Source organism: Streptomyces sp. NPDC007808, from assembly GCF_042868655.1.
Taxonomy (GTDB): Bacteria; Actinomycetota; Actinomycetes; order Streptomycetales; family Streptomycetaceae; genus Streptomyces.
The window spans coordinates 242,645-264,528 of record NZ_JBIAEQ010000002.1; the positions used below are offsets into that span (position 1 = coordinate 242,645).

22 protein-coding genes are annotated in these 21,884 nt (G+C 71.6%); 18 read left to right on the forward strand and 4 right to left on the reverse strand.

What is annotated here, in order from left to right; genetic code table 11:
• Nucleotides 1-58: 58 nt before the first annotated feature.
• A complete protein-coding gene (locus tag ACFYNL_RS07295; RefSeq protein WP_388798041.1) occupies nt 59-1,441 on the forward strand; it encodes an NAD(P)/FAD-dependent oxidoreductase in 1,383 nt (460 codons plus the stop codon).
• A gap of 81 nt (nt 1,442-1,522) precedes the next feature.
• Here the strand turns inward: ACFYNL_RS07295 and ACFYNL_RS07300 are convergent, their stop codons facing one another.
• Nucleotides 1,523-2,998 (reverse strand): regulator, encoded by a 1,476-nt coding sequence (locus tag ACFYNL_RS07300; protein ID WP_388798044.1) that lies wholly within the window; start codon nt 2,996-2,998, stop codon nt 1,523-1,525.
• A gap of 280 nt (nt 2,999-3,278) precedes the next feature.
• Here ACFYNL_RS07300 and lipB point away from each other — a divergent pair, with 280 nt between their 5' ends.
• The 4 genes from lipB (at nt 3,279) to ACFYNL_RS07320 (ending at nt 6,390) form a co-directional block, all read left to right on the forward strand.
• Nucleotides 3,279-4,079: a lipoyl(octanoyl) transferase LipB gene (gene lipB, locus ACFYNL_RS07305; RefSeq protein WP_388798047.1), complete on the forward strand. Its 801-nt coding sequence runs from the start codon at nt 3,279-3,281 to the stop codon at nt 4,077-4,079.
• 94 nt (nt 4,080-4,173) lie between these two features.
• Nucleotides 4,174-5,139 (forward strand): lipoyl synthase, encoded by a 966-nt coding sequence (gene lipA, locus ACFYNL_RS07310; RefSeq protein WP_388798050.1) that lies wholly within the window; start codon nt 4,174-4,176, stop codon nt 5,137-5,139.
• Nucleotides 5,140-5,395: 256 nt separating this feature from the next.
• Nucleotides 5,396-5,596 (forward strand): hypothetical protein, encoded by a 201-nt coding sequence (locus ACFYNL_RS07315; RefSeq protein WP_388798053.1) that lies wholly within the window; start codon nt 5,396-5,398, stop codon nt 5,594-5,596.
• Nucleotides 5,597-5,688: 92 nt separating this feature from the next.
• Nucleotides 5,689-6,390, forward strand: a complete 702-nt coding sequence (locus ACFYNL_RS07320) for a DUF4191 domain-containing protein (protein WP_388798056.1) — start codon at nt 5,689-5,691, stop codon at nt 6,388-6,390.
• Nucleotides 6,391-6,476: 86 nt separating this feature from the next.
• Here the strand turns inward: ACFYNL_RS07320 and ACFYNL_RS07325 are convergent, their stop codons facing one another.
• The gene (locus ACFYNL_RS07325; protein WP_388798059.1) at nt 6,477-6,944 is read right to left on the reverse strand and encodes an RDD family protein; all 468 of its coding nucleotides are present in this window, start codon (nt 6,942-6,944) and stop codon (nt 6,477-6,479) included.
• 198 nt (nt 6,945-7,142) lie between these two features.
• Here ACFYNL_RS07325 and glnA point away from each other — a divergent pair, with 198 nt between their 5' ends.
• From glnA to ACFYNL_RS07345, 4 genes are all read left to right on the forward strand, one after another.
• Entirely contained in the window at nt 7,143-8,552 is a 1,410-nt protein-coding gene (glnA, locus tag ACFYNL_RS07330; RefSeq protein WP_388798062.1) for a type I glutamate--ammonia ligase, read from the forward strand.
• Between the two features lie 226 nt (nt 8,553-8,778).
• On the forward strand, nt 8,779-9,048 hold the full coding sequence (locus tag ACFYNL_RS07335; RefSeq protein WP_388798065.1) for a hypothetical protein: 270 nt from the start codon (nt 8,779-8,781) through the stop codon (nt 9,046-9,048).
• Between the two features lie 122 nt (nt 9,049-9,170).
• Entirely contained in the window at nt 9,171-10,088 is a 918-nt protein-coding gene (gene htpX / locus ACFYNL_RS07340; RefSeq protein WP_388798068.1) for a zinc metalloprotease HtpX, read from the forward strand.
• A 2-nt stretch (nt 10,089-10,090) separates the two neighbouring features.
• Nucleotides 10,091-10,675: a hypothetical protein gene (locus ACFYNL_RS07345; protein ID WP_388798071.1), complete on the forward strand. Its 585-nt coding sequence runs from the start codon at nt 10,091-10,093 to the stop codon at nt 10,673-10,675.
• Nucleotides 10,676-10,709: 34 nt separating this feature from the next.
• Here the strand turns inward: ACFYNL_RS07345 and ACFYNL_RS07350 are convergent, their stop codons facing one another.
• Complete coding sequence (locus tag ACFYNL_RS07350) at nt 10,710-10,997, reverse strand: hypothetical protein (protein ID WP_388798074.1); 288 nt, start codon at nt 10,995-10,997, stop codon at nt 10,710-10,712.
• Nucleotides 10,998-11,230: 233 nt separating this feature from the next.
• Between ACFYNL_RS07350 and ACFYNL_RS07355 the strand changes: the two genes are divergently transcribed.
• Both ACFYNL_RS07355 and ACFYNL_RS07360 read left to right on the forward strand, forming a co-directional pair.
• A complete protein-coding gene (locus ACFYNL_RS07355; protein WP_388798077.1) occupies nt 11,231-12,877 on the forward strand; it encodes a phosphotransferase in 1,647 nt (548 codons plus the stop codon).
• A 490-nt stretch (nt 12,878-13,367) separates the two neighbouring features.
• Nucleotides 13,368-14,558, forward strand: coding sequence for a winged helix DNA-binding domain-containing protein (locus tag ACFYNL_RS07360; protein WP_388798080.1), 1,191 nt, complete (start codon nt 13,368-13,370; stop codon nt 14,556-14,558).
• 63 nt (nt 14,559-14,621) lie between these two features.
• Here the strand turns inward: ACFYNL_RS07360 and ACFYNL_RS07365 are convergent, their stop codons facing one another.
• A complete protein-coding gene (locus ACFYNL_RS07365) occupies nt 14,622-14,948 on the reverse strand; it encodes a hypothetical protein (protein WP_388798083.1) in 327 nt (108 codons plus the stop codon).
• Nucleotides 14,949-15,191: 243 nt separating this feature from the next.
• On the opposite strand from ACFYNL_RS07365, the gene ACFYNL_RS07370 reads away from it, so the two are divergent.
• The 7 genes from ACFYNL_RS07370 (at nt 15,192) to ACFYNL_RS07400 (ending at nt 21,695) form a co-directional block, all read left to right on the forward strand.
• Nucleotides 15,192-15,557 carry an arsenate reductase family protein gene (locus ACFYNL_RS07370; protein ID WP_388798086.1) on the forward strand — a complete coding sequence of 122 codons (366 nt, stop codon included), beginning with the start codon at nt 15,192-15,194 and terminating at the stop codon, nt 15,555-15,557.
• A 129-nt stretch (nt 15,558-15,686) separates the two neighbouring features.
• Nucleotides 15,687-16,430, forward strand: a complete 744-nt coding sequence (locus ACFYNL_RS07375; RefSeq protein ID WP_388798089.1) for a hypothetical protein — start codon at nt 15,687-15,689, stop codon at nt 16,428-16,430.
• Nucleotides 16,431-16,680: 250 nt separating this feature from the next.
• Complete coding sequence (gene glnII / locus ACFYNL_RS07380; protein ID WP_388798092.1) at nt 16,681-17,712, forward strand: glutamine synthetase; 1,032 nt, start codon at nt 16,681-16,683, stop codon at nt 17,710-17,712.
• Between the two features lie 350 nt (nt 17,713-18,062).
• Nucleotides 18,063-18,620 (forward strand): winged helix-turn-helix domain-containing protein, encoded by a 558-nt coding sequence (locus tag ACFYNL_RS07385; RefSeq protein ID WP_388798095.1) that lies wholly within the window; start codon nt 18,063-18,065, stop codon nt 18,618-18,620.
• 87 nt (nt 18,621-18,707) lie between these two features.
• Nucleotides 18,708-19,736: an NAD-dependent epimerase/dehydratase family protein gene (locus ACFYNL_RS07390; protein WP_388798098.1), complete on the forward strand. Its 1,029-nt coding sequence runs from the start codon at nt 18,708-18,710 to the stop codon at nt 19,734-19,736.
• Between the two features lie 52 nt (nt 19,737-19,788).
• The gene (locus ACFYNL_RS07395; protein WP_388798101.1) at nt 19,789-21,057 is read left to right on the forward strand and encodes a sensor histidine kinase; all 1,269 of its coding nucleotides are present in this window, start codon (nt 19,789-19,791) and stop codon (nt 21,055-21,057) included.
• Nucleotides 21,042-21,695 carry a LuxR C-terminal-related transcriptional regulator gene (locus ACFYNL_RS07400; RefSeq protein WP_388798104.1) on the forward strand — a complete coding sequence of 218 codons (654 nt, stop codon included), beginning with the start codon at nt 21,042-21,044 and terminating at the stop codon, nt 21,693-21,695. Before ACFYNL_RS07395 ends, ACFYNL_RS07400 begins: the two co-directional genes overlap by 16 nt.
• Nucleotides 21,696-21,884: the final 189 nt, after the last annotated feature.

Sequence of the window (21,884 nt, forward strand, 5' to 3'; positions counted from 1 at the left end):
CCAGAGCCTGTTGGGGGCATCACGTCTCCACCGGCCGCGCAACCTCGAGGAGGGGCACGTGCTTGAGCCCGCGTACCAGGCGGACGTCGTCATCGTGGGAGCCGGGGTCGCCGGACTCTCCGCGGCACATCGACTGACCAGCGCAGGAGTAACGACCGCGGTCCTGGAGGCAGCCCCTTGCCCGGGCGGCCGAATGTCGACCGAGAAGATCGACGGGTTCCGGCTCGACCGGATCGGCCGGCTCCTGTCGACCTCGTACCCGGAACTACGCCTCACCGCGGGGCTCGACGCACTCGCGCTGCGCCTCTTCGCGCCGGGGGTACTGCTGTACAGCGACGGACGCCGGCATCGCGCGGGCGCGTTCGCCCGTCCGCTGAGCGCCAGGCGCGCGAGGGGCGCACTCCATGCGGTACGCGCCTTGGCGAGCGCCCCCAGGTCGTCGTCCCTGCGGAGCGCTCAGGGGTCGACGTCCCTGCCACGGGTGCGTGCGAGCGCCCCGCTGGGTACCGCCGTCGACCAGGCCCGGCTCGGCGCCGCCCTCGCCCGCCTCGCCTCCTCGCCCGTCGAACGGCTGCTGGCGCGACCCGAGTTGCCGGCCGCGCAGGCCCTCGCCGCCCGGGGCGTCCCCGCGCGCACGATCGACGGCTTCCTGCGGCCGCTGCTCGCCGCCCTGCTGTGCGACCCGGAGCTGACGACGTCCAGCCGCTGCGCCGACCTCGCGCTGCGTGCCTTCGCGAGCGGACGGCTGTGCGTGCCCGAGGGCGGCGCCCAGGCACTGCCGGAGCAGCTGGCGCGGGCCTTGCCGCCGGGCGTCCTGCGCACCGGGGTGCGGGTCACATCGGTCGCCACGACGTCGGTGACCACCGCGGAACACGGCGAGATACGCTGCCGGGCCGTGCTGCTGGCGACGGACGCACGCACGGCGGCCGAGCTGCTTCCGGGCCTGCGCGTACCGGACTTCCACCCGGTCACGGTCCTCCACCACACCACCGACGAACCGCCGGCGACCGGCGCCTCGCTGCTGCTCGACGCCGACCGCGGCGGCCCGGTCGCGCACACCGCCGTGATCAGCCAGGTCGACCCGAGCCGAGCGCCCGCGGGCCGGACGCTGGTGTCGTCGACCGTGCTGGGTACACCGCCACCCGGCATCGACATGGCCGTACGGATGCATCTGTCCCGTCTCTACGGCACCTCCACCGCTCGCTGGGAGACGCTGGCCGTGCACCACACCCCGCAGGCCGTCCCCGCGATGCGTCCGCCGCACGACCTGCGGCGCCCGGTGCGGTTGCTGGCGGGGCTGTACGTGTGCGGCGACCACCGGGACACCAGCACGGTGCAGGGGGCCCTGCACTCGGCCCACCGTGCCGCGGCGGCCATCCTGACCGACCTGGGCGCCGCGGGGTCGCTGCACCGCGCGGAGCCCTTGAGGGCGGCGGCCTGAGCGACCGGCCCGGGCGGTCGGGCGCGCCCGGCCCCCGCCGCCGTGGCCGACACCGCGGCGGCGGAACCGGTACGCCCTGACCTACCCCAGCGCCGCGACCTTGTCGCGGTACCCCCGCACGGGCGCCGCGTCCCTGTACGGCTCCAGCCTCCGCTCGAAGTCCTTGACGTACTCGATCGCCCGCACGGACCGCATCTCCGAGGCCTGACCCGCGGCCTCCGCGCCCAGCAGGCAGGCCTGGTCCAGCTCGCCGAGGCCGAGGCGGGCGGAGGCGAGCACGACCCGACAGAACAGGCGGCTCCGGGCGTACGCGGGGGCGCGCAGTTGCAGGGAGCGCTCGGCGTGCTGGGCCGCCGCGCGGAACTGCTGCAGATCGCGGTGGCAGTGGCCGAACTCGTCGGCGAGCTGTGCCTCGTCGAAGAAGCGCGCCCAGTACGGGACGTCGTCGCCGGGCCGGGCGGCTTCCAGGGCCCGCTCGGCCCGCACGAGGGAGGCCGTGCAGGCGCGCACCTCGCCCAGTACGCCGTGCCCGCGCGCCTCGCACGCGTGCAGCAGGGCCTGCACGACCGGCGGCGCGCTGGTGCCCACCCCCTGCTGGGCCACCCGCGCCAGCTGGACGGCCTCGCGGCCGTGCCCGAGGTAGACGGCCTGGCGGCTCATCGTCACGAGGACGTAGGAGCCGTACGGGCGGTCGCCCGCCGCCTGGGCGAGGCGCAGCGCCTGCACGAAGTACCGCTGCGCGAGGCCGTGCGCGGCGATGTCGTACGACGTCCAGCCCGCGAGCCTGGTCAGGTCCGCGGCGGCCGCGAACAGCCTGCGGCCGGTCTGCTCGCCGTAGGTGCCGCGCAGCATCGGCTCGCACTCGTGCTCCAGGTACCGCACGAGGGCCTGCCGGGCGTGGCCGCCGCCGTACATGTCGTCGAGGGAGCGGAACAGCTCGGCGACCGAGCGCAGTGCGGCGATGTCGCCGCCGGTGACCTTCTGCCCGGGCCCACGCTCGGCCTGGCCGCGCTGCCGGGCGGTCGCTCCCCCGTGTTCGAGCACGGCCGGGAACTTGGCGGAGGCGGGCCGCCCCTGGGTCGGGATGCGGGTGATCTGCTCACCCCGGGTGACCTTCTCGTCGGCGCGGCCGATCAGCCAGTCCCGGCTCGGCACGACGAGTCCGGCCGGGGTGAAGGCGATCTTGCGCAGTTCGGCGTGGCTGCCGGAGTCCTTGCGCCACAGGCCGCTGACGATGTCGACGGCCTCCTCGGGGGTCGCGGCGAACTCCAGCCCCGCGTACACGGGCGCGCAGGCGTCGAGACCGAGGTCCTGGGCGGTGAGCCGGCGTCCCAGCCGGCGGGTGAAGACCTCGGCGATGAGGGCCGGGGTGGTGCCGCGCGGCTGCTGCCCGCGCAGCCAGCGGGTGACCGATGTCTTGTCGTATCTCAGATCAAGCCCGTGTTCGAGGCCGAGCTGGTCCACCCGGCGGGCGAGACCCGCGTTGGAGAATCCCGCTTCTGCGATGAGCGCGGCGAGCTGGCGGTTGGGAGTGCGCTGCGCGGGTCGTTCCGTCATCTGCGGTGCGGTCTCCTGCCTTTCGGGCCGCGCGGGGCCGGTGCGGCCGCCGTGGTGCCCGGATTGCCTGTGAGCAGCCCTTTTGGCATCTCGAACGGCGCGAATGTAGCGGAGAGTAAACAGCCGATCGCACATTACGCCGCCTATTCATCCGATCGTGTGAGGATTGCCCTACCGGGCTGACGCAGGCCGGGAGGCGTCACCCGAACGCGGCGGTCGTACAGTGGCGTGGGCACGCTTTGTGCCTTACGACCTTCTGAGGCTTCCAGGGAGGCTTGCCGTGGGTGAGTTGCGGTTCGTGCGCATGGGGTTCGGCGCGGACGCCGTCGAGTACCAGGAGGCGTGGGACGAGCAGCGCCGGGTGCACGCGGCACGGTTCGCGGACGAGATCCCCGACACGGTCCTGCTGCTCGAACACCCCCCGGTCTACACGGCGGGCCGCCGCACGGCGGACAGCGAACGCCCCCTGGACGGCACGCCGGTCGTCGACGTGGACCGCGGCGGCAAGATCACCTGGCACGGGCCGGGCCAACTGGTCGGCTACCCGATCCAGAAGCTGCCCCGCCCCGTCGACGTCGTCGCCCACGTACGGCGCCTGGAGGAGGCCCTGATCCGCACCTGTGCGGAGTTCGGCCTGGAGACCACCCGGGTCGAGGGCCGCAGCGGCGTATGGGTGCTCGGCGACCCGGTGGAGCGGCGCCCGGCGCTCGGCGGGCTGTCCCTCGACTTCGACCCCCGCCTGACCGACGAGGAGTTCGACCCGCGCCTGAACGGCCCGGAGTACGCCCCCTCCAACGCCGGCCAGCGGCGCGAGGACCGCAAGATCGCGGCGATCGGGATCCGGGTCGCCAAGGGCGTGACGATGCACGGCTTCGCGCTGAACGTGAACCCGGACAACAAGTGGTTCGACAGGATCATCCCGTGCGGCATCCGCGACGCGGGAGTGGCTTCCCTGGCGGGCGAGCTCGGCCGGGACGTCACCATCGACGAGGTGCTGCCCATCGTCGAGCGGCATCTGCGGGAGGTACTGGAGAACGCGGACCTCAAGCCGCGGGAGATCGAGAAGCAGCCGGCGGCATAAAGGGGCCCGTGGAGGGGCTGACACCCACGCAGGCATTCAAATCCACGGGCGTACCCTTGAGGGCGCCGAAGAATCAATCGCTAGGGAGCCGGTCGTGTCCGCAGTCTCACCCGACGGACGCAAGATGCTGCGCCTGGAGGTCCGCAACAGCCAGACCCCCATCGAGCGCAAGCCCGAGTGGATCAAGACCCGGGCGAAAATGGGTCCCGAGTACACCAAGATGCAGAACCTCGTGAAGAGCGAGGGCCTGCACACGGTCTGCCAGGAAGCCGGCTGCCCGAACATCTACGAGTGCTGGGAGGACCGCGAGGCGACCTTCCTCATCGGCGGCGACCAGTGCACCCGGCGCTGCGACTTCTGCCAGATCGACACCGGCAAGCCCGAGGCGCTCGACCGCGACGAGCCGCGCCGCGTCGGCGAGTCGGTGGTCACCATGGACCTGAACTACGCCACCATCACCGGCGTCGCCCGCGACGACCTCCCCGACGGCGGCGCCTGGCTGTACGCCGAGACGGTTCGCCAGATCCACCGGCAGACCGCCGGCCGCGAGGCCGGCCGCACCAAGGTCGAGCTGCTCGCCCCGGACTTCAACGCCGTGCCGGAGCTGCTCCAGGAGGTCTTCGACTCCCGCCCCGAGGTCTTCGCGCACAACGTCGAGACGGTGCCCCGGATCTTCAAGCGCATCCGGCCGGGCTTCCGCTACGAGCGCTCGCTGAAGGTCATCACCGAGGCCCGCGACTTCGGTCTGGTCACCAAGTCGAACCTGATCCTCGGCATGGGCGAGACCCGCGAGGAGATCAGCAAGGCGCTGCGGCAGCTGCACGAGGCCGGTTGCGAGCTGGTCACCATCACGCAGTACCTGCGGCCCTCCGTGCGGCACCACCCGGTGGAGCGCTGGGTCAAGCCGCAGGAGTTCGTGGAGCTGAAGGAGGAGGCCGAGCAGATCGGCTTCTCCGGTGTGATGTCCGGCCCGCTGGTGCGCTCCTCCTACCGGGCCGGCCGGCTGTACCAGATGGCTGTGGAGAAGCGTGGCGCGTACATCGCGTCGCAGGCCGTGTGATGACACGGAGTGCCACATACGGCGTGTGAATCTACGCACAAGCAACTACCCCTCGGTAGCCGCCCCTCGACGCGGCCCTGGACGTCCCCGCAGATAGGGGCACGATCCGGGCCGCGTCAGGCGTTTCGGGCCACACATCAAGGCTTCATGGGTGTTTGACCGGTCGGTCACGTCCTGGTAACACCATTCAGTGACCCTGGTTGTACGCCCCGTGCACCATTCGCCAAAGGCCCATTCCCGAGGGGGGACCTCCACCATGCAGGCCGCGCCCGTTCGCGCCACCGCCATCCCGTCGTTCACGACTGCACTCCGTGCCGTCGAGTCGCTGCTCATGAGCAGCGGTCACCGCACCGCCCGCCGCAACGCCTGGACGTCCGTGCTGGAGGACCGCCGTCGCGCCAAGGACCGGGTGGAGGCACAGCGCGTCCTGGACCAGGCCACCACCGTCCGCCCCTGACCCCGGCACCCACGCGGCGCGGCGGCATGCCGACGGGGGGTCGCGCGGCACTGCCGTCGTCGGCGCTTGTGGGGCCACGTAGACTTCGTGGCATGGCGAGGAAGGAAACTGCAGCGGACGCTGCTAACCCCGGGCGACTGAAGCAGATCGCCCTGACCTACAAGATGACCCGCAGGGCCGACAAGAAGATCGGTCTTGTACTCGCGGCAGTCGGAATCGTCACCTTCGGTGTCTTCCTCGCGATCGGTTTCTTGATCGGTCACCCCATCTATCTCGGCATCCTGGGCCTCCTGCTCGCCTTCCTCGCGACGGCGATCGTGTTCGGGCGCCGGGCCGAGCGGGCCGCCTTCGGGCAGATGGAGGGCCAGCCGGGCGCCGCAGCGGCCGTGCTGGACAACATCGGCCGAGGCTGGACGACGACACCCGCGGTGGCGATGAACCGCAGCCAGGACGTGGTCCACCGGGCCGTCGGCAAGGCCGGCATCGTGCTGGTCGCCGAGGGCAACCCGAACCGGGTGAAGAGCCTGCTGGCCGCCGAGAAGAGGAAGATGAACCGTATCGTCGCCGACGTACCGGTGCACGATCTGATCGTCGGCGTCGGCGAGGGCCAGGTCGAGCTGAAGAAGCTGCGCACGACGATGCTGAAGCTGCCGCGCGTGCTGACCGGCCCCCAGGTGACCGCCACCAACGACCGGCTGCGGGCCATGGGCGACCTCATGAGCAACATGCCGCTGCCGAAGGGCCCGATGCCCAAGGGCATGAAGCTGCCGAAGGGCGGGCCCAAGGCCCGCTGACCTCCTCATACGAGAAAGGGGGCGCCCGGATCACTCCGGGCGCCCCCTTCGTCGTACGAGAGGCGCGCTTCGTCGTACGAGAGGCGCTAGATACGCACTTCCACGGTGCCCGCCAGCCGGTCGTGCAGGCCCCGGCCGTCGCGGTCCCAGATCAGGGCCGGGACGGCGACGCACAGCAGGGCCGTGCGCAGCAGGGCGCGCAGCGGGTTGACGGTGCCGGTCTCCAGGGTGACCACGCGCAGGCCGAAGAGGCGCTTACCCGGAGTGAAGCCGACCGTGCCGACGGTCAGGACGCTCACCAGGAAGAAGAGGAGCAGAGCCCAGTTGCTGGTCGCCTGGCCGTAGCCGTCGGTGATCAGACCGTATGCGATCAAGACGCAGAGGCCCCAGTCGACGGCGAGGGCGCCGAGCCGCCGGCCCGGGCGGGCGATGGAGCCCGGCCCCTCCTGCGGAAGGCCGAGCTGCTGCCCCCTGTATCCGAAGTCGACACCGGCGTCCTCGGCGGCCGCGCGGGGGCCGGAGAGCCAGGATCCGATTGCTTGCCTCTTGTCCACGTGACCACCGTACTGTGCCCGTTTTGCGATGTGGACAGGTGGGGTGAGGTGCGGGATGTCCGGTTAACGTGTGCGAAACAAATGGGTCACGCCCGAGAAATCACCCGTCCCTAGGGTCGAGGTCAGCGTGTGCCACCGCACTGGCCGCACGAACGAACTACCACCCCGGCGAGGACGGTCGGGAGTAGGAGGAGCTGGATGTTCCAGAACGCCGACGAGGCCAAGAAGTTCATCGCGGACGAGGACGTCAAGTTCGTCGACGTCCGCTTCTGCGACCTGCCGGGCGTCATGCAGCACTTCACGGTGCCCGTCGAGGCGTTCGACGCGGACGAGGAGCTCGCCTTCGACGGATCGTCGATCCGTGGTTTCCAGGCCATCCACGAGTCCGACATGGCGCTGCGCGCGGACCTGTCGACCGCCCGGGTCGACCCGTTCCGCCGTGACAAGACCCTCAACATCAACTTCTTCATCCACGACCCGATCACCGGCGAGCAGTACAGCCGTGACCCGCGCAACGTGGCGAAGAAGGCCGAGGCCTACCTCGCCTCCACCGGTATCGCGGACACCGCGTACTTCGGTCCCGAGGCCGAGTTCTACGTCTTCGACAGCGTGCGCTTCAAGACGTCGGAGAACGAGTCCTTCTACCACATCGACTCCGAGGCCGGCGCCTGGAACACCGGCGCCCTGGAGGACAACCGTGGTTACAAGGTCCGTTACAAGGGCGGCTACTTCCCGACCCCGCCGGTCGACCACTTCGCCGACCTGCGCGCCGAGATCTCCCTGGAGCTGGACCGCGCCGGTCTGAAGGTCGAGCGCCAGCACCACGAGGTGGGCACCGCCGGCCAGGCCGAGATCAACTACAAGTTCAACACCCTGCTCGCGGCCGCCGACGACCTGCAGCTCTTCAAGTACATCGTGAAGAACGTCGCCTGGCGCAACGGCAAGACCGCGACCTTCATGCCGAAGCCGATCTTCGGTGACAACGGCTCGGGCATGCACGTGCACCAGTCGCTGTGGCAGGGCGGCTCCCCGCTCTTCTACGACGAGGCCGGTTACGCGGGCCTGTCGGACACCGCCCGCTACTACATCGGCGGCATCCTCAAGCACGCCCCGTCGCTGCTGGCCTTCACCAACCCGACGGTGAACTCGTACCACCGTCTGGTGCCGGGCTTCGAGGCGCCGGTGAACCTGGTCTACTCGCAGCGCAACCGCTCTGCGGCCATGCGTATCCCGATCACGGGCTCCAACCCGAAGGCCAAGCGCGTCGAGTTCCGCGCGCCCGACTCCTCCGGCAACCCGTACCTGGCCTTCTCGGCCCTGCTGCTCGCGGGCCTGGACGGCATCAAGAACAAGATCGAGCCGGCCGAGCCGATCGACAAGGACCTGTACGAGCTGGCTCCCGAGGAGCACGCGGGCGTCCCGCAGGTCCCGACCTCGCTCCCGGCCGTCCTCGACTCGCTGGAGGCCGACCACGAGTTCCTCCTCCAGGGCGACGTCTTCACGCCGGACCTGATCGAGACGTGGATCGACTACAAGCGCACGAACGAGATCGCGCCGCTGCAGCTGCGTCCGCACCCGCACGAGTTCGAGCTGTACTTCGACGTCTAAAACCGGGATCTCCGTCCTCGGCGGAGTTCATGAGCCCCTGCCGTTCCTCGTGAGCGGCAGGGGCTCGGTCGTGTGCGGCGCACTCCCACGCTCACGCCCCGCGTCATGGGGCCCGACCGCGTACCGGAACCGGTTCCCTCGCTGACGCCCGGTGACCTGCGTCGGCAGCGCGAACACGGGCGCGTGTTCTATTCTGCCGATGAGACCACACGGGGGTGGACGGGACATGCCCGAGCACGAACACGACGACCAGCAGCCCGAGTTCGACCTCAGATGGGCGGACCAGGCCGAGCACAAGGAGCCCTCGGCCCGGGCCCGCATGCTCGCCGCGCGCTGGAAGCACAACCCGCCCGGCCCCGTGCCGTTCCGGGCCGAGCCCGACCACGTGGCACGACGGCACCGCCGGTCGGGCTGGATCTCCACGGTCGTGGTCCTCGGCTGCGTCGCCGGGGTGATCCTGCTGCTGGGCTACATCAACTTCCGCGGGTCTTACTAGGGCTCGTCCGTTCGGGCGCGGACCTTTTGCCGCTCCCAGAGCTGGTCACGACCCGTTCATGGGGGTCACCGGGTGCACACTGGGCAGTGGGACGAGTGCCTGAGTGCGCGGGGTGAGGCCAGATGCACAGCCGCTTGCGAAGTGATCGCCGACTGACCACCCGTATGGGGGTCACGCTGTTTCTGCTCGGGTTGCTGTACGTGGGCTTCGTCGCCGCGCTGATCGTGCTGCTGAAGTCCTGGGTGCTGGTCGTGGTGGTCGCGGCCGCGCTGCTGGGGGCGCAGTACTGGTTCTCGGACCGGGTCGCGCTGTTCGCGATGCGCGGGCGGGTCGTGGAGCGGGAGGAGTATCCCGAACTGCACGGGGTGGTCGACCGGCTGTGCGCCCTCGCCGACATGCCGAAACCCGTCGTCGCCGTCTCGGACATGGAGATGCCGAACGCCTTCGCCACCGGGCGGAACGCCGATCACGCCGTGGTCTGCGTGACCACGGGGCTGCTGCGGCGGCTGGAGCCGGACGAGCTGGAGGGTGTGCTCGCGCACGAGCTGTCGCACGTGGCGCACAAGGACGTCGCCGTGATCACGGTGGCCTCGTTCCTCGGTGTGATCGCGGGCCTGGTCGTGCGGTTCGCCTTCTACTCGCAGCTGTTCGGCGGCGGGCGCCGGGACCAGAACACCGCGGTCGTCCTCGCCGCCGTGATGGGCGTGTCGGCGGCCGTGTACGCGCTGAGCTTCCTGCTGATCAGAGCCCTGTCCCGGTACCGCGAGCTGGCCGCCGACAGGGCCGCGGCGCTGCTCACCGGACGGCCCTCGGTGCTGGCCTCCGCGCTCACCAAGGTCTCCGGCGACATCGCCCGGATCCCCAGCCGGGACCTGCGGACCGCGCAGGCCTTCAACGCCTTCTACTTCACCCCGGCACTCGGCCGGGAGCCGAACCTCGCGCGGCTCCTGTCGACCCACCCGAGCCTGGAGCAGCGGCTCGACCAGCTGGGACGGATCTCCGTCGAGCTGGGTGAGGCGGCGGCTCCGGGAGGGGCCTGAGCATGGGACTACTGGACATCCTGCTCGGTCGTACGAAACCGGTCACGCCCGATCTCGACCAGCTCTTCGGGCTGCCGTCGGCGGCGGTGACCCTGGAGGCGGCGGCCGGGTTCCGGCCGACCGGGAGCGGGGCGGTGTGCTTCGCGGCGGTCGAGGGCGCTGTCTTCGAGCAGACACACCGCGAGGTGCAGGCGCTGCTCGATGCGGACGCGGAGCGCGAGGGCCGGCCGGTGGAGCTGACCCGGGACGGCTACGGCTACTCATGGCTGGTCTCCCGGCGCGCCCCCGACCGGTTGCCGGAGCTCGTCAACGACCTGCACGCGGTGAACAGCGCGATGGAGGTCAACGGCTTCGGCCCGCAACTGCTGTGCTCGCTGGTCGGGTTCGAGAACGACGCGGGCAGCCGGCTCGCCCTCGTCTACCTCTACAAGCGCGGCACCTTCTACCCGTTCGCGCCACTGGCCGGTGCCGAGGAGCGCCGTGACAACCCGCTGGAGCTACGGGTGAAGGCGGCGCTCACCGACGACCTGCGGATCGAGCAGGACCTGGGCCGCTGGTTCCCCCTGTGGGGTGCCCCCGGCCTGTGACCGGGGGCACCGCGGGCTACCGGCGGAGCTGGTCTCACCTGCTCCTCTCGCGCTCCTGACGACGGGACTCCAGGGGACGCTCGCGACGGTAGCGGCGCTCCCACTTGGCCTGCGTGTCACGGCGGTCGCGGTAGGCGCGGTAGTCGGCGGGCACGGCGCCTCCCGAGGAGGCCCCTCCCCCGGCTCCGCCGCTCGGCGCGGCGGAGCCCCGGCCGTAGCGCAGGTACAGGAACAGCACACCGACCGCGGCCAGCCAGTAGAGGTGGTTTCCGAATCCTAGGATCACCAGGACGACGGTCCCGGACATGACGATGGTGCCCATCACGGGCCTCCGTGAACGTGGGTCGGATCTTGATCTGAGCGGTGACCGATACTCCGACGGGGCGCTGGGGGAAGGACGACCGTCCGTCGGTGCGTAGAGAGTAGCCCCGAGTCCACAGGGCGGCGCCTGCCCTGCGCGAAGCGGCGTGAGCTGCTCCGTTACGCGTGTCCAGCGTAGGGATCCGGTCACCGGGCGTGCATCTCCTTTTCCCGTGGCCTGCGTGCCGTGAATGAATGGGGCGCATGACCGAGTTCTCCTCCTTCACACACGCCACCGACGGTGAACTGCTCAGCGGGGTGTACGCCGGTGACGCCGATGACCCCCGGGCCGCCACCGTCGTGCTGCTGCACGGCGCCGGCAACGGCACCAAGGACCGGCTGCTCCCGCTGCTCGGCGAGTTCGTCTCGCGCGGCTGCCGCGGGCTCGCCTTCGACTTCTCCGGGCACGGTGAAAGCACGGGGGAACTGCGGGAGTTGAGCCTGCGCAGGCGCATGGAGCAGGCGGTGGCCGTCATCGACGCGCGCGTGCCGGCGGACGGTCCGCTGGTCGTGGTCGGGTTCAGCATGAGCGGACAGACGGTCGCGGACGTCGTCGCGCACTACGGGGCGCGCGTGGTGGCGGTGGGGCTGTGCGCGCCCGCGGTGTACGCCGAGGAGGCGTGGGAGGTGCCCTTCGGGGAGGGCGAAGGGCGGTTCAGCGAGATCATCCGCAGGCCGGAGGGCTGGCGTACGGCGCCCGCGCTGGACGTGCTGCGGGGGTACGAGGGCCGGGCGGTGCTCGCGGTGCCGGGGACGGACGCGATCATCCCGCCGGCGGTGACGGAGGCCGTGCAGGACGCTCTGGCCGCACATGCCCAGTTCACCCGGTTCGACGTGCCGGACGCGGAGCACATGCTGGGGCTGTGGTTCGAGGAACACGCGGACGACAGGCGAGAGTTCGTGACGGCCGTACTGACCGGCCTCGGTGACGGGGGCTGGACGGCCACCCGCTCCTGGCTGGCCAAGCAGCTGCCGGAGGGCCGGACCGTCACCGACACCGCCTTCGCGCAGGGGGGATGGAGCTCGCAGATGCGGCGGCTCACCCTCGACGACGGAACCCGGCTCGCGCTGCGCACCTTCGTGAAGCCCTTCTTCCGCGGGCACGCGCCGGGGCTGCTGACCCGGGAGGCGTCGGTCCTCACCCTGCTCGCCGGGCAGGCGGAGGTCCCCGCTCCCCGGTTGATCGCGGTCGACGCCACAGCCGAGCACTGCGACCACCCCTCGCTGCTGATGTCCCTGCTGCCCGGTCGGGTACGGGTCGACGAGCAGGACCTGGACCGCCGCCTGGACCTGCTGGCGTCCCAACTCGCCGCGATCCACCGGGTCGTACCGGACGATCGTCCGCGCACCTACCAGGCGTGGACGTCCCCGGAGCGGGTGCAGGCACCGGACGGGGCGCTGTGGGAACGGGCCGTGGACGTGATCCGCCGCGAGGCCCCCGCGTACCGCGGCTGCTTCCTGCACCGGGACTTCCACCCGGGGAACGTGCTGTTCGACGGCGCGGGCGAGCGGCTGCGGATCAGCGGTGTCGTCGACTGGGTGGAGACGTCCTGGGGTCCGGCCGACCTCGACGTCGCCCACTGCTCCACGGCGCTCGCCCTGCTGCACGGCCCGGAGCACGGGCTCGGTTTCCGGCAGCGGTACGAGGCGCACGGCGGACGCCCGCTCGCCGACACCGACGACCACCTGTACTGGCGGCTGCTGGACGCCCTGGCCTACGCGCCGGACGCGGCGAAGCTGGCCGGGCCGTGGCGCGACCTGGGGCGCACGGAGCTGACGCCCGAGGTGCTGGGCGAGCGGCTGGGGGCGTACGTGGCCGGGCTGCTGGAGCTGTACGGCTGACGCCATGGCCGCACGGGGGCGGCTGAAGGTGACCCCGGGCGCGGTGTCGACGGCACCGGCCGGGACGGCCGCGCCGGGGGGCCGTGTGATCGGCAGCGGTCCGGTCGGCGTGGGCCGGCGCGAACTCGGTGACCGTGCGGCCGGCCCGTGCTGCGGCCGACGTATGCCGTGCGTGCCCCGGCCGACGTATGCCGTGCGTGCCCCGGCCGCTGTCCATCGCGCCCGCACTGATCGCAGTGCACCGGCCGAACGGGCGACGTGCGCCTGCCGGGTACGGCAACCGGGTGGCGTCCCCGGCACGGCTCGGGGTGGCGTCCCCGGCACGGCTCGGGCTGGCGTCCCCGGCACGGGTATCGCCGACGCCGTACCCGGCACGGTGATCGGGTCGCGGACCAGGTGAACCCCGGCAGCGTGCCGTTGTCAGTGCCGTCCGCAAGGATGCGTGGAGGGGCGGGAAGACCGCGTGCGGGCAGGACGGGTGGAGGCCGGGATGGGTGACGGGCTGCGGTACATCGGTGTGGCGGAGCGACGGGCCCGGCTGGGTCTGCGGCATCGGTTGGCCGGGGCGGCGCGAGCGGCCCGGCCGGCGGAGGTCGCCGAGTCCCTGGTCGCCCTGCACGGCACCGACCCGGCGACCGTGTACCTGGCCGTGGGCGCACGACTGGCGACGCCCGCGAAGACCGTCGCGGACACCGAGCGCGCGCTGTACGAGGACCGGACGCTGGTCCGTATGCACGGCATGCGGCACACCGTGTTCGTCTTCCCCGCCGCGCTGACGGCCGTCGTGCACGCCTCGACCGGCCTCGCGGTCGCCGCCCGGGAGCGGGCCACGCTGGTCAAGCACATGGCCGCGGCGGGGGCGCCGGACGCGGCCTGGCTGGCGGAGGTCGAGGAGTCGGCGCTGGCGGCGCTGGCGCGGCGCGGACAGGCGACGGCGGCCGAACTCGCCGAGGACGAACCCCGGTTGCGCGAGCAGTTCCGGTACGGGGCGGGCAAGAGCTACGAGGGCGTGCACACCGTCTCGACGCGGCTGCTGCGGGTGCTGGGCGTCGAGGGGAAGGTGGTGCGGGGACGGCCCCTGGGCTCCTGGACGTCCTCGCAGTTCCGGTGGGCACCGGCGCCCGAGCATCCGGAGCTGGACGTGGCCGGGGCCCAGGCGGAACTGCTGCGGCGCTGGCTCGCGGTGTGCGGACCGGCGACGGAGGCCGACCTCAAGTGGTGGACGGGGTGGCGGGTGACGGAGGTGCGCCGCGCGCTGACGGCGATCGGGGCACAGGCCGTGTCCCTGGACGAGGGCACGGGGTTCGTCGTCGCCGGCGATGCCGATCCGGCCCCGGAGCACGTCGAGCCGTGGGCGGCGCTGCTGCCCGCCCTCGACCCCACGGCGATGGGGTGGCAGCGGCGGGATTGGTATCTGGCGCCGGACCTGTGGCCGTCCCTGTTCGACCGGAGCGGCAACGTGGGACCTACGGTCTGGTGGGACGGACGGGTGGTGGGCGGATGGGCCCAGCGCAAGGACGGCGAGGTCGTCTGGCGGTTGCTCCAGGACCTGGGCGGCGCGGAGCGGCGCGCGGCGGAGGCGGCGATCGCGGCGGAGGCCGACCGGCTGCGGGGGTGGGTGGGTCCGGCCCGGGTGACCCCGCGGTTCCGTACGCCGCTGGAGCGGGAGTTGACGCGGTAGCGGGCCGGTCGACGGCGCCGGCGGCGCCGGGTGCCCCGAGACGGACGGCACCCGGCGCCACGACTACCGCGAGTACCGCATCAGCGCCCGCACCATGTGGCACGTCGTCGCCGACGGCGGATGCACGCCGATCGTCTCCGCGGCGCTCCGGATCGTCTCGTCACGCGCCTGGTTCGGCATGTAGACGCCCGAGTCGAGCAGGGCGATCGCCAGGCGCATGGCCTTGAGGCGGCGGTTGTGGGTCACGTACCAGTCGCGCGGACGCCCCGCCGGCAGCGGCCGCTTCTGCACGGGCGCGTACGGCAGGTCGAGCAGGACCGGGTGCTTCGCGGTGGACTGGGTGGGCAAGGGCTTGCGGGTCGGCTTCGGCTTCAGTGCGGCAGCGGGCACAGGCATCCTCCTGTCGCGGTCGGAGCGCCGGCCGGCTTCCCGGCGACGTCCTTCGAACACTACGTACAGTCTACTGCCCGCCACTGACAATCCGAGGGTCGTGGAGACGGTGAAATCGCCTGGTCAGCAACAAAGTTGCCGCTGCGTCACAGCAGGTCCCGAAGGTGCCCCTGGGGCCTCGGGGAAATCGAACACGGCCCCGTCGGCGGAGCTCGCCGGCCACCCCGGGATACCGTGAGACACATGGAGATCTGGATCAACCCGGCCTGTTCCAAGTGCCGCAGCGCCATCAGCCTGCTCGACGCCGAGGGGGCCGACTACACCGTCCGCCGCTACCTGGAGGACGTACCCACCGAGGACGAGATCCGCGACGTACTCGACCGGCTCGGGCTCGAACCCTGGGACATCACCCGGACCCAGGAGACGGCCGCCAAGGAGCTCGGGGTCAAGGAGTGGGCACGGGACGCGGACTCCCGGGGCCGGTGGATCAAGGCCCTGGCCGAGCACCCCAAGCTGATCCAGCGGCCGATCATCACCGCGCAGGACGGCACGGCCGTCGTCGCGCGCACCGACGAGGCGGTACGGGACGCCTTGTCCCGCGAGGGCTGAAGCCCCCCACCCCGCCAACTTCCCTTGCTGTGACGCACGTTACTCCAATGACCTCCACGACCGCTGAGTAACCTCGATCGGTATCTCGTACATAACGGCGTACGCTCCCCTACCTCCCAGGAGGCGCGCATGTCGCGTAGGAGAACTCTCGGTCCGAAGAAGAAGCTCGCGCTGCTGGTGAGCGCGGCGACGGTGGCGGGTGGTGGTGCCTTCGTCATGGCGAGCACCTCGAACGCCTCGCAGACGCCGACGACCAAGTCCGCCGCGGAGTCCACCGTCTGTCAGGGGCTCGCCACCGCCCTCGGCAACAACCAGCGGTTCATCGAGGGGCAACGGGCCAATCCGGACGCGCAGTCCGAGGCCAGGATCGCCAACCGTGAAGCCGTCATCAAGCAGATCCAGGTCCAGCAGGAAGCGTCCGGGTGCGCGGTTGGGGAGTCGGCTCAGGGCTCCCAGGCTTCGCAGCCGGCGCAGGGCGGCCAGCAGGGCGGCGGTCAGCAGGGCGGCGGTCAGCAGGCGGGCGGTGATCAGGGTGGCGGTCAGCAGGCGGGTGGCGCCGCCCCGTCGCAGAGCGCCCCTGCGGAGAACGGGAACGCCGGGAACGGCGGCGCGGGCGCGGCCTCGGGCCAGCAGGTCTGCAACGGCTCGACGGTCACGCTCTCCGGCGAGGGCGGTGCTCCGGCGGCGTCCAGCAACCAGTTCCCGGCCGGCACGAAGCTGAAGGTCACCAACCTGGACAACAACAAGTCCACGACGGTCGAGGTGACCTCGGTCTCCGGTAGCTGCGTGCTCCTCAACAACGCGGCCTTCGAGCAGGTCCGCGAACCCGGCAAGTTCCTGATCCGTCGCGCGGTGATCGAGAAGGTGGGGTGATGTCGGAGTAGTCGCGCCGTACGTGTCATGGGTCCTGCCGCTCGCGGCCACGAGCGGCAGGACTCGCGCGTGTGACATCGAGGTACGTGAAACGCGCCACACCACCCCCAGGTAACACGGGGTTCACATTCGAGCAATGACCGGGAAATCGCCTGTTGACAGGCTCGCGGACATCAACGGCGGCGCCTCAGTGCCGCAGCGCCGCAGCACCCGCAACTGCGCCCAGACCCACCCCCGAAGGATGTGGCCCGTGACCTTCAAGGCTGAGTACATCTGGATCGACGGCACCGAGCCGACGGCCAAGCTGCGTTCCAAGACGAAGATCATCGCGGGCGCTCCCGCCGGTCTCGACGCGCTGCCGATCTGGGGCTTCGACGGGTCCTCCACCAACCAGGCCGAGGGCCACGCCTCGGACTGCGTGCTCAAGCCGGTCTTCACCTGCCCGGACCCGATCCGCGGCGGTGACGACATCCTCGTCCTGTGCGAGGTCCTGAACATCGACCTCACCCCGCACGCCACGAACACCCGCGCGGCGCTCGTCGAGGTCGCCGAGAAGTTCGCCGCTCAGGAGCCGATCTTCGGTATCGAGCAGGAGTACACCTTCTTCCAGGACGGCTACCCGCTCGGCTTCCCCAAGGGCGGCTTCCCGGCCCCGCAGGGCGGCTACTACTGCGGTGTCGGCGCCGACGAGATCTTCGGCCGTGACGTCGTCGAGGCCCACCTGGACAACTGCCTGAAGGCGGGTCTGGGCCTGTCCGGCATCAACGCCGAGGTCATGCCCGGCCAGTGGGAGTTCCAGGTCGGCCCGCTGGCGCCGCTGGAGGTCTCCGACCAGCTGTGGGTGGCCCGCTGGCTGCTCTACCGCACCGCCGAGGACTTCGGCGTCGCCGCCACCCTCGACCCGAAGCCGGTCAAGGGCGACTGGAACGGCGCCGGCGCGCACACCAACTTCTCCACGAAGGCCATGCGCGAGGGCTACGACGCGATCATCACCGCGTGCGAGTCGCTCGGCGAGGGCTCCAAGCCGCTCGACCACGTCAAGAACTACGGCGCCGGCATCGACGACCGCCTGACCGGTCTGCACGAGACCGCCCCGTGGAACGAGTACTCCTACGGCGTCTCCAACCGCGGCGCCTCGGTCCGTATCCCGTGGCAGGTCGAGAAGGACGGCAAGGGCTACATCGAGGACCGCCGCCCGAACGCCAACGTCGACCCGTACGTGGTGACCCGCCTGCTCGTCGACACCTGCTGCTCGGCGCTGGAGAAGGCCGGCCAGGTCTGATCTCCCACAGCTCGTCGAAGGGGGCGTCCACCGCCGAGGTGGCCGCCCCCTTCGCCGTGCGTGGACCGGTTCGCCCGGACCAAGGGTCCCCTCCCGGGCGGGCGTCTGCTTCAATGGGGCCATGGTCGGTTTCCAGAAGCACCCCGCGCCGGGTCGCCCCGACCTGGAGCCTTTCTGGCCTTCCCGTCAGCACCACGACTTCGACCGGCTGTGTTGCCGCGCGATGAACGCGCCGGCCCTCTGACGCCGTACTCTCCGGCCTTCGGCCAGCGCGAAACGACGTACGTCCTCTCACGTCTTCGTCCACGTCCGCGTCCGACGGACTTCTCGCGCGAAAGAGCTGACTTCTCATGGCGACCACTCGTCCCCTGTCCTCCGCCACGCTCGACTCCCCCGCCCCGAGCGGCTCACGGCTGCATCTGCGTGCCGTCGACCGGGACGAGGCGATCGACGTAGCCGACCTGCTGCCGCCCGGTGCCACCTGGCTGCCCGCGCCCCAGCACGCCCTGCCCACGCTGCCGGGGCAGCCGCCGATGATCGGCTACCTGGTGCTCGTCCCGGCCGACCGGCAGCCGCCGGTACCGGTCCCGGACCGGACCCGTGGCCCCGGCGGCGACCCGCTCGTCTCCGTCGACACCGTGCGGCGCACCGCGGCGGTCGACGGGCGGGAACTCGATCTCACCTACCTGGAGTTCGAGCTGCTCGCCCATCTGGTGGCCCACCCCGATCGCGTGCACACACGGGACCAGCTGGTCAGCACGGTGTGGGGATACGGGCACGTGGGCGACGGCCGTACCGTCGACGTCCACATCGCCCGGCTGCGCCGCAAGCTGGGAGCCGAGCACCGGGACGTGATCCGGACCGTGCGGCGGGTGGGGTACAAGTACACCCCGCCGGCCGGGCGCTGATCCCCGCCCCGGCCGCTGCCCGGGGAGCCTTCTGCTGACGGCAGAGTCCGCTTCCGCCCCGCGCCCGCACCGTGCAGAGTCGACGGCATGAGACTTCTGGTGCTGGGTGGGACGGAGTTCGCGGGGCGGGCCGTCGTGACGGCTGCCCTCGGGCGCGGCTGGGACGTGACCGTCTTCAACCGGGGGCGGCACGAGCCCCCGGCCGGGGTGCGGTCGCTGCGCGGGGACCGCACGGCGACCGACGGGCTCACCGCTCTCGCCGAGCACACGGGCGAGTGGGACGCCGTCGTCGACACCTGGTCGGCGGCGCCCCGCGCGGTGCGGGACTCGGCGCGGCTGCTGCGGGGCCGCGCCGGGCGCTATGTGTACGTGTCGAGCTGCTCGGTGTACGCGTGGGCGCCGCCCGCGGGATACGGCGAGGACGCGCCGCTGGTGGAAGGCGCCGAGGCCGGTGCGGAGCACACCGACTACCAGCGCGACAAGCGCGGCGGCGAGCTGGCCGCCGTCGAGGAGTTCGGGGCGGACAGCTCCGTTCTCGTGCGGGCGGGGCTGCTGCTCGGGCCGTACGAGAACATCGGCCGGCTGCCCTGGTGGCTGACCCGGATCGCCCGTGGCGGACCGGTGCTGGCGCCGGGGCCTTGGGACCTTCCCCTGCAGTACCTCGACATCCGCGACCTCGCGGAATGGGTCCTGGGGGCGGTGGAACAGCGGCTGAGCGGCCCGTACAACCTGATCAGCCCGCAAGGACACGCCACCATGGGCGAGTTGCTCGACGCCTGCGTGGCCACCGTCGGCGGGGCCGCCGACCTGCGCTGGACCGCGCCCGAGGTGATCCTGGACGCGGGCATCGAGCCGTGGACCCAGCTCCCGGTGTGGGTGCCGCCGGGCAGCGACATGCACGACGCGCTGCACACCGCCGACGTGTCCCGGGCCGTCGCGACCGGGCTGCGCTGCCGGCCCGTCGAGGAGACCGTCGCCGACACCTGGCGATGGCTCCAGGACATCGGCGGTACGGCACCCCTGCGCCCGGACCGGCCCGCCGTGGGCCTCGATCCCGAGGCGGAGGCGAAGGTGCTCGCGGCCACCGGGCAGGGTGTACCTGGCACCACCCCCTGATGCGGGGCCTCGGCCCCGTGACCACCGCTGTCACCTCGGCGAGACTGAGGCCATGACCAACGACACGGAGAACGGCCGCGGTTCGAGAGCGCGGGGCATGGGGGTCGCCGCGGTACGGGGGTTGGCGCTGGCACTGGTGGCGCTGCCGGGGGCCGTCGTCTGCCTCGTTCTGTCCCTGGTGTCGATGGCGCTGATCCCGATCGGCGTCGGCCTCGTCACGACGCCGTACGTGCTGACCGGCGTGCGGACGTTCGCGAACTGGCGGCGGGTGCTCGCGGCCGAGTGGGGCGGGGTGCGGATCCCCGCGGCGTACCGGCCGCTGCCGTCGCCGTGGGTCGCCAACCCGTGGACCCGCACCTTCGGGATGCTGGGCGACCCGGCGACCTGGCGGGACCTGCGGTGGCTGCCGGTCGACATGACGGCGGGATTCCTGACCGCGCTGCTGCCGGCCGTGCTGCTCTTCTATCCGCTGGAGGGGTTCGCGATCGCGGCGGGGCTGTGGCGGGTCCTGCCCGACGGGTACTGGTACGGCTTCGTGCCGGTGACCGGGCAGGCGTCCGCGCTCGGTGCCGGCGCCCTGGCCGCCGTACTGCTGCTGTTCGCCCACTTCTTCACCCCGCGCCTGCTGCGGGCCCACTTCCGCCTCACCCGGGCGGTGCTCGGCTCCGACCAGCGCGAACTCGCCGAGCGGGTGCGGGTGTTGACCGAGACCCGGCGGGACGCCGTCGACACCTCCGCCGCCGAACTGCGCCGGATCGAACGCGACCTGCACGACGGGGCGCAGGCACGGCTGGTGGCGATGGGCATGGACCTCGGGACCATCGAGACGCTGCTCGACAAGGATCCGGCGAAGGCCAAGCAGCTCGTGGCGCAGGCCCGCCGGTCCTCCGTCGACGCCCTCGCCGAGCTGCGCGACCTGGTGCGCGGCATCCACCCGCCCGTGCTCGCCGAGCGCGGACTGGGGGACGCCGTGCGGGCGTTGGCGCTGCGGCTGCCGGTGCCGACCGAGGTGACCGTGGAGCTGCCCGGGCGGGCGGAGGCACCCGTGGAGTCGGCGGCGTACTTCGCGGTCAGCGAGGTGCTCACCAACGCCGTCAAGCACGCGGGCGCCGACCGGATCTGGGCCGACCTGCACCACACGAACGGCATGCTGCGCGTCACCGTCACCGACAACGGCAAGGGCGGCGCGGTGATCGAGGCCGGTTCGGGCCTGGCCGGGGTCGAACGGCGACTCGGTACATTCGACGGCGTCCTGGCCGTCAGCAGCCCCGCGGGCGGTCCCACCATGGTCACCATGGAGATTCCTTGCGCGTTGTCCTAGCCGAAGACCTGTTCCTGCTGCGGGACGGCCTCGTCCGGCTTCTGGAGGCCTACGACTTCGAGATCGCGGCGGCCGTCAAGACCGGCCCGGAGCTGTCCCGGGCGCTGGCCGAGCTGGACCCGGACGTCGCCGTCGTCGACGTACGCCTGCCGCCCACGCACACCGACGAGGGCCTGCAGTGCGCGCTGCGGGCCCGCGCGAACAAGCCCGGGCTGCCGGTGCTGGTCCTGTCCCAGCACGTGGAGCAGCTGTACGCGCGCGAGCTGCTCGCCGACGGCAGCGGCGGGGTCGGATACCTGCTGAAGGACCGGGTGTTCGACGCGGACCAGTTCGTGGACGCCGTACGGCGGGTCGCGGCGGGCGGCACCGCGATGGACCCGCAGGTGATCCAGCAGCTGCTGTCCCGGCGCGCGGCCGACGACCAGCCGCTGGCGCGGCTCACGCCGCGCGAGACGGAGGTGCTGGAGCTGATGGCGCAGGGACGGACGAACGCGGCGATCGCGGACCGGCTGGTCGTCACGGAACGGGCGATCGCCAAGCACACCGCCAACATCTTCGCCAAACTGGGCCTGGAGGTGTCGGACGACGACAACCGTCGCGTGCTGGCGGTTCTCGCGTATCTCGACCACGGCAGATGAAAACGGACCCGCTCATTCACGCGTCGTCGAGGATCGACAACTCCCGGTGTCCGTGCGCCTGTTGAGCACACAGTGCACCCACGAATCCCTCAACAATTTCCGAGACGGCTGAACACCCCTGGGACGCGCTCCGTATGAGAAGGAGCCGCTTCACTCCTGTCGGGCGCCTCGATGCCCCGAAAAAGGAAG

What these genes read in the sequence shown, in the direction of transcription:
- ACFYNL_RS07355 (WP_388798077.1), top strand. Translation starts at nt 11,231, where the DNA reads ATGGGGCGCATGACCGAGTTCTCCTCCTTCACACACGCCACCGACGGT.
- ACFYNL_RS07335 (WP_388798065.1), top strand. Translation starts at nt 8,779, where the DNA reads ATGCCCGAGCACGAACACGACGACCAGCAGCCCGAGTTCGACCTCAGA.
- ACFYNL_RS07345 (WP_388798071.1), top strand. Translation starts at nt 10,091, where the DNA reads ATGGGACTACTGGACATCCTGCTCGGTCGTACGAAACCGGTCACGCCC.
- ACFYNL_RS07315 (WP_388798053.1), top strand. Translation starts at nt 5,396, where the DNA reads ATGCAGGCCGCGCCCGTTCGCGCCACCGCCATCCCGTCGTTCACGACT.
- ACFYNL_RS07370 (WP_388798086.1), top strand. Translation starts at nt 15,192, where the DNA reads ATGGAGATCTGGATCAACCCGGCCTGTTCCAAGTGCCGCAGCGCCATC.
- ACFYNL_RS07385 (WP_388798095.1), top strand. Translation starts at nt 18,063, where the DNA reads ATGGCGACCACTCGTCCCCTGTCCTCCGCCACGCTCGACTCCCCCGCC.
- ACFYNL_RS07350 (WP_388798074.1), bottom strand. Translation starts at nt 10,997, where the DNA reads ATGGGCACCATCGTCATGTCCGGGACCGTCGTCCTGGTGATCCTAGGA.
- ACFYNL_RS07390 (WP_388798098.1), top strand. Translation starts at nt 18,708, where the DNA reads ATGAGACTTCTGGTGCTGGGTGGGACGGAGTTCGCGGGGCGGGCCGTC.
- ACFYNL_RS07320 (WP_388798056.1), top strand. Translation starts at nt 5,689, where the DNA reads ATGGCGAGGAAGGAAACTGCAGCGGACGCTGCTAACCCCGGGCGACTG.
- ACFYNL_RS07375 (WP_388798089.1), top strand. Translation starts at nt 15,687, where the DNA reads ATGTCGCGTAGGAGAACTCTCGGTCCGAAGAAGAAGCTCGCGCTGCTG.
- glnA (WP_388798062.1), top strand. Translation starts at nt 7,143, where the DNA reads ATGTTCCAGAACGCCGACGAGGCCAAGAAGTTCATCGCGGACGAGGAC.
- ACFYNL_RS07360 (WP_388798080.1), top strand. Translation starts at nt 13,368, where the DNA reads ATGGGTGACGGGCTGCGGTACATCGGTGTGGCGGAGCGACGGGCCCGG.
- ACFYNL_RS07300 (WP_388798044.1), bottom strand. Translation starts at nt 2,998, where the DNA reads ATGACGGAACGACCCGCGCAGCGCACTCCCAACCGCCAGCTCGCCGCG.
- ACFYNL_RS07395 (WP_388798101.1), top strand. Translation starts at nt 19,789, where the DNA reads ATGACCAACGACACGGAGAACGGCCGCGGTTCGAGAGCGCGGGGCATG.
- htpX (WP_388798068.1), top strand. Translation starts at nt 9,171, where the DNA reads ATGCACAGCCGCTTGCGAAGTGATCGCCGACTGACCACCCGTATGGGG.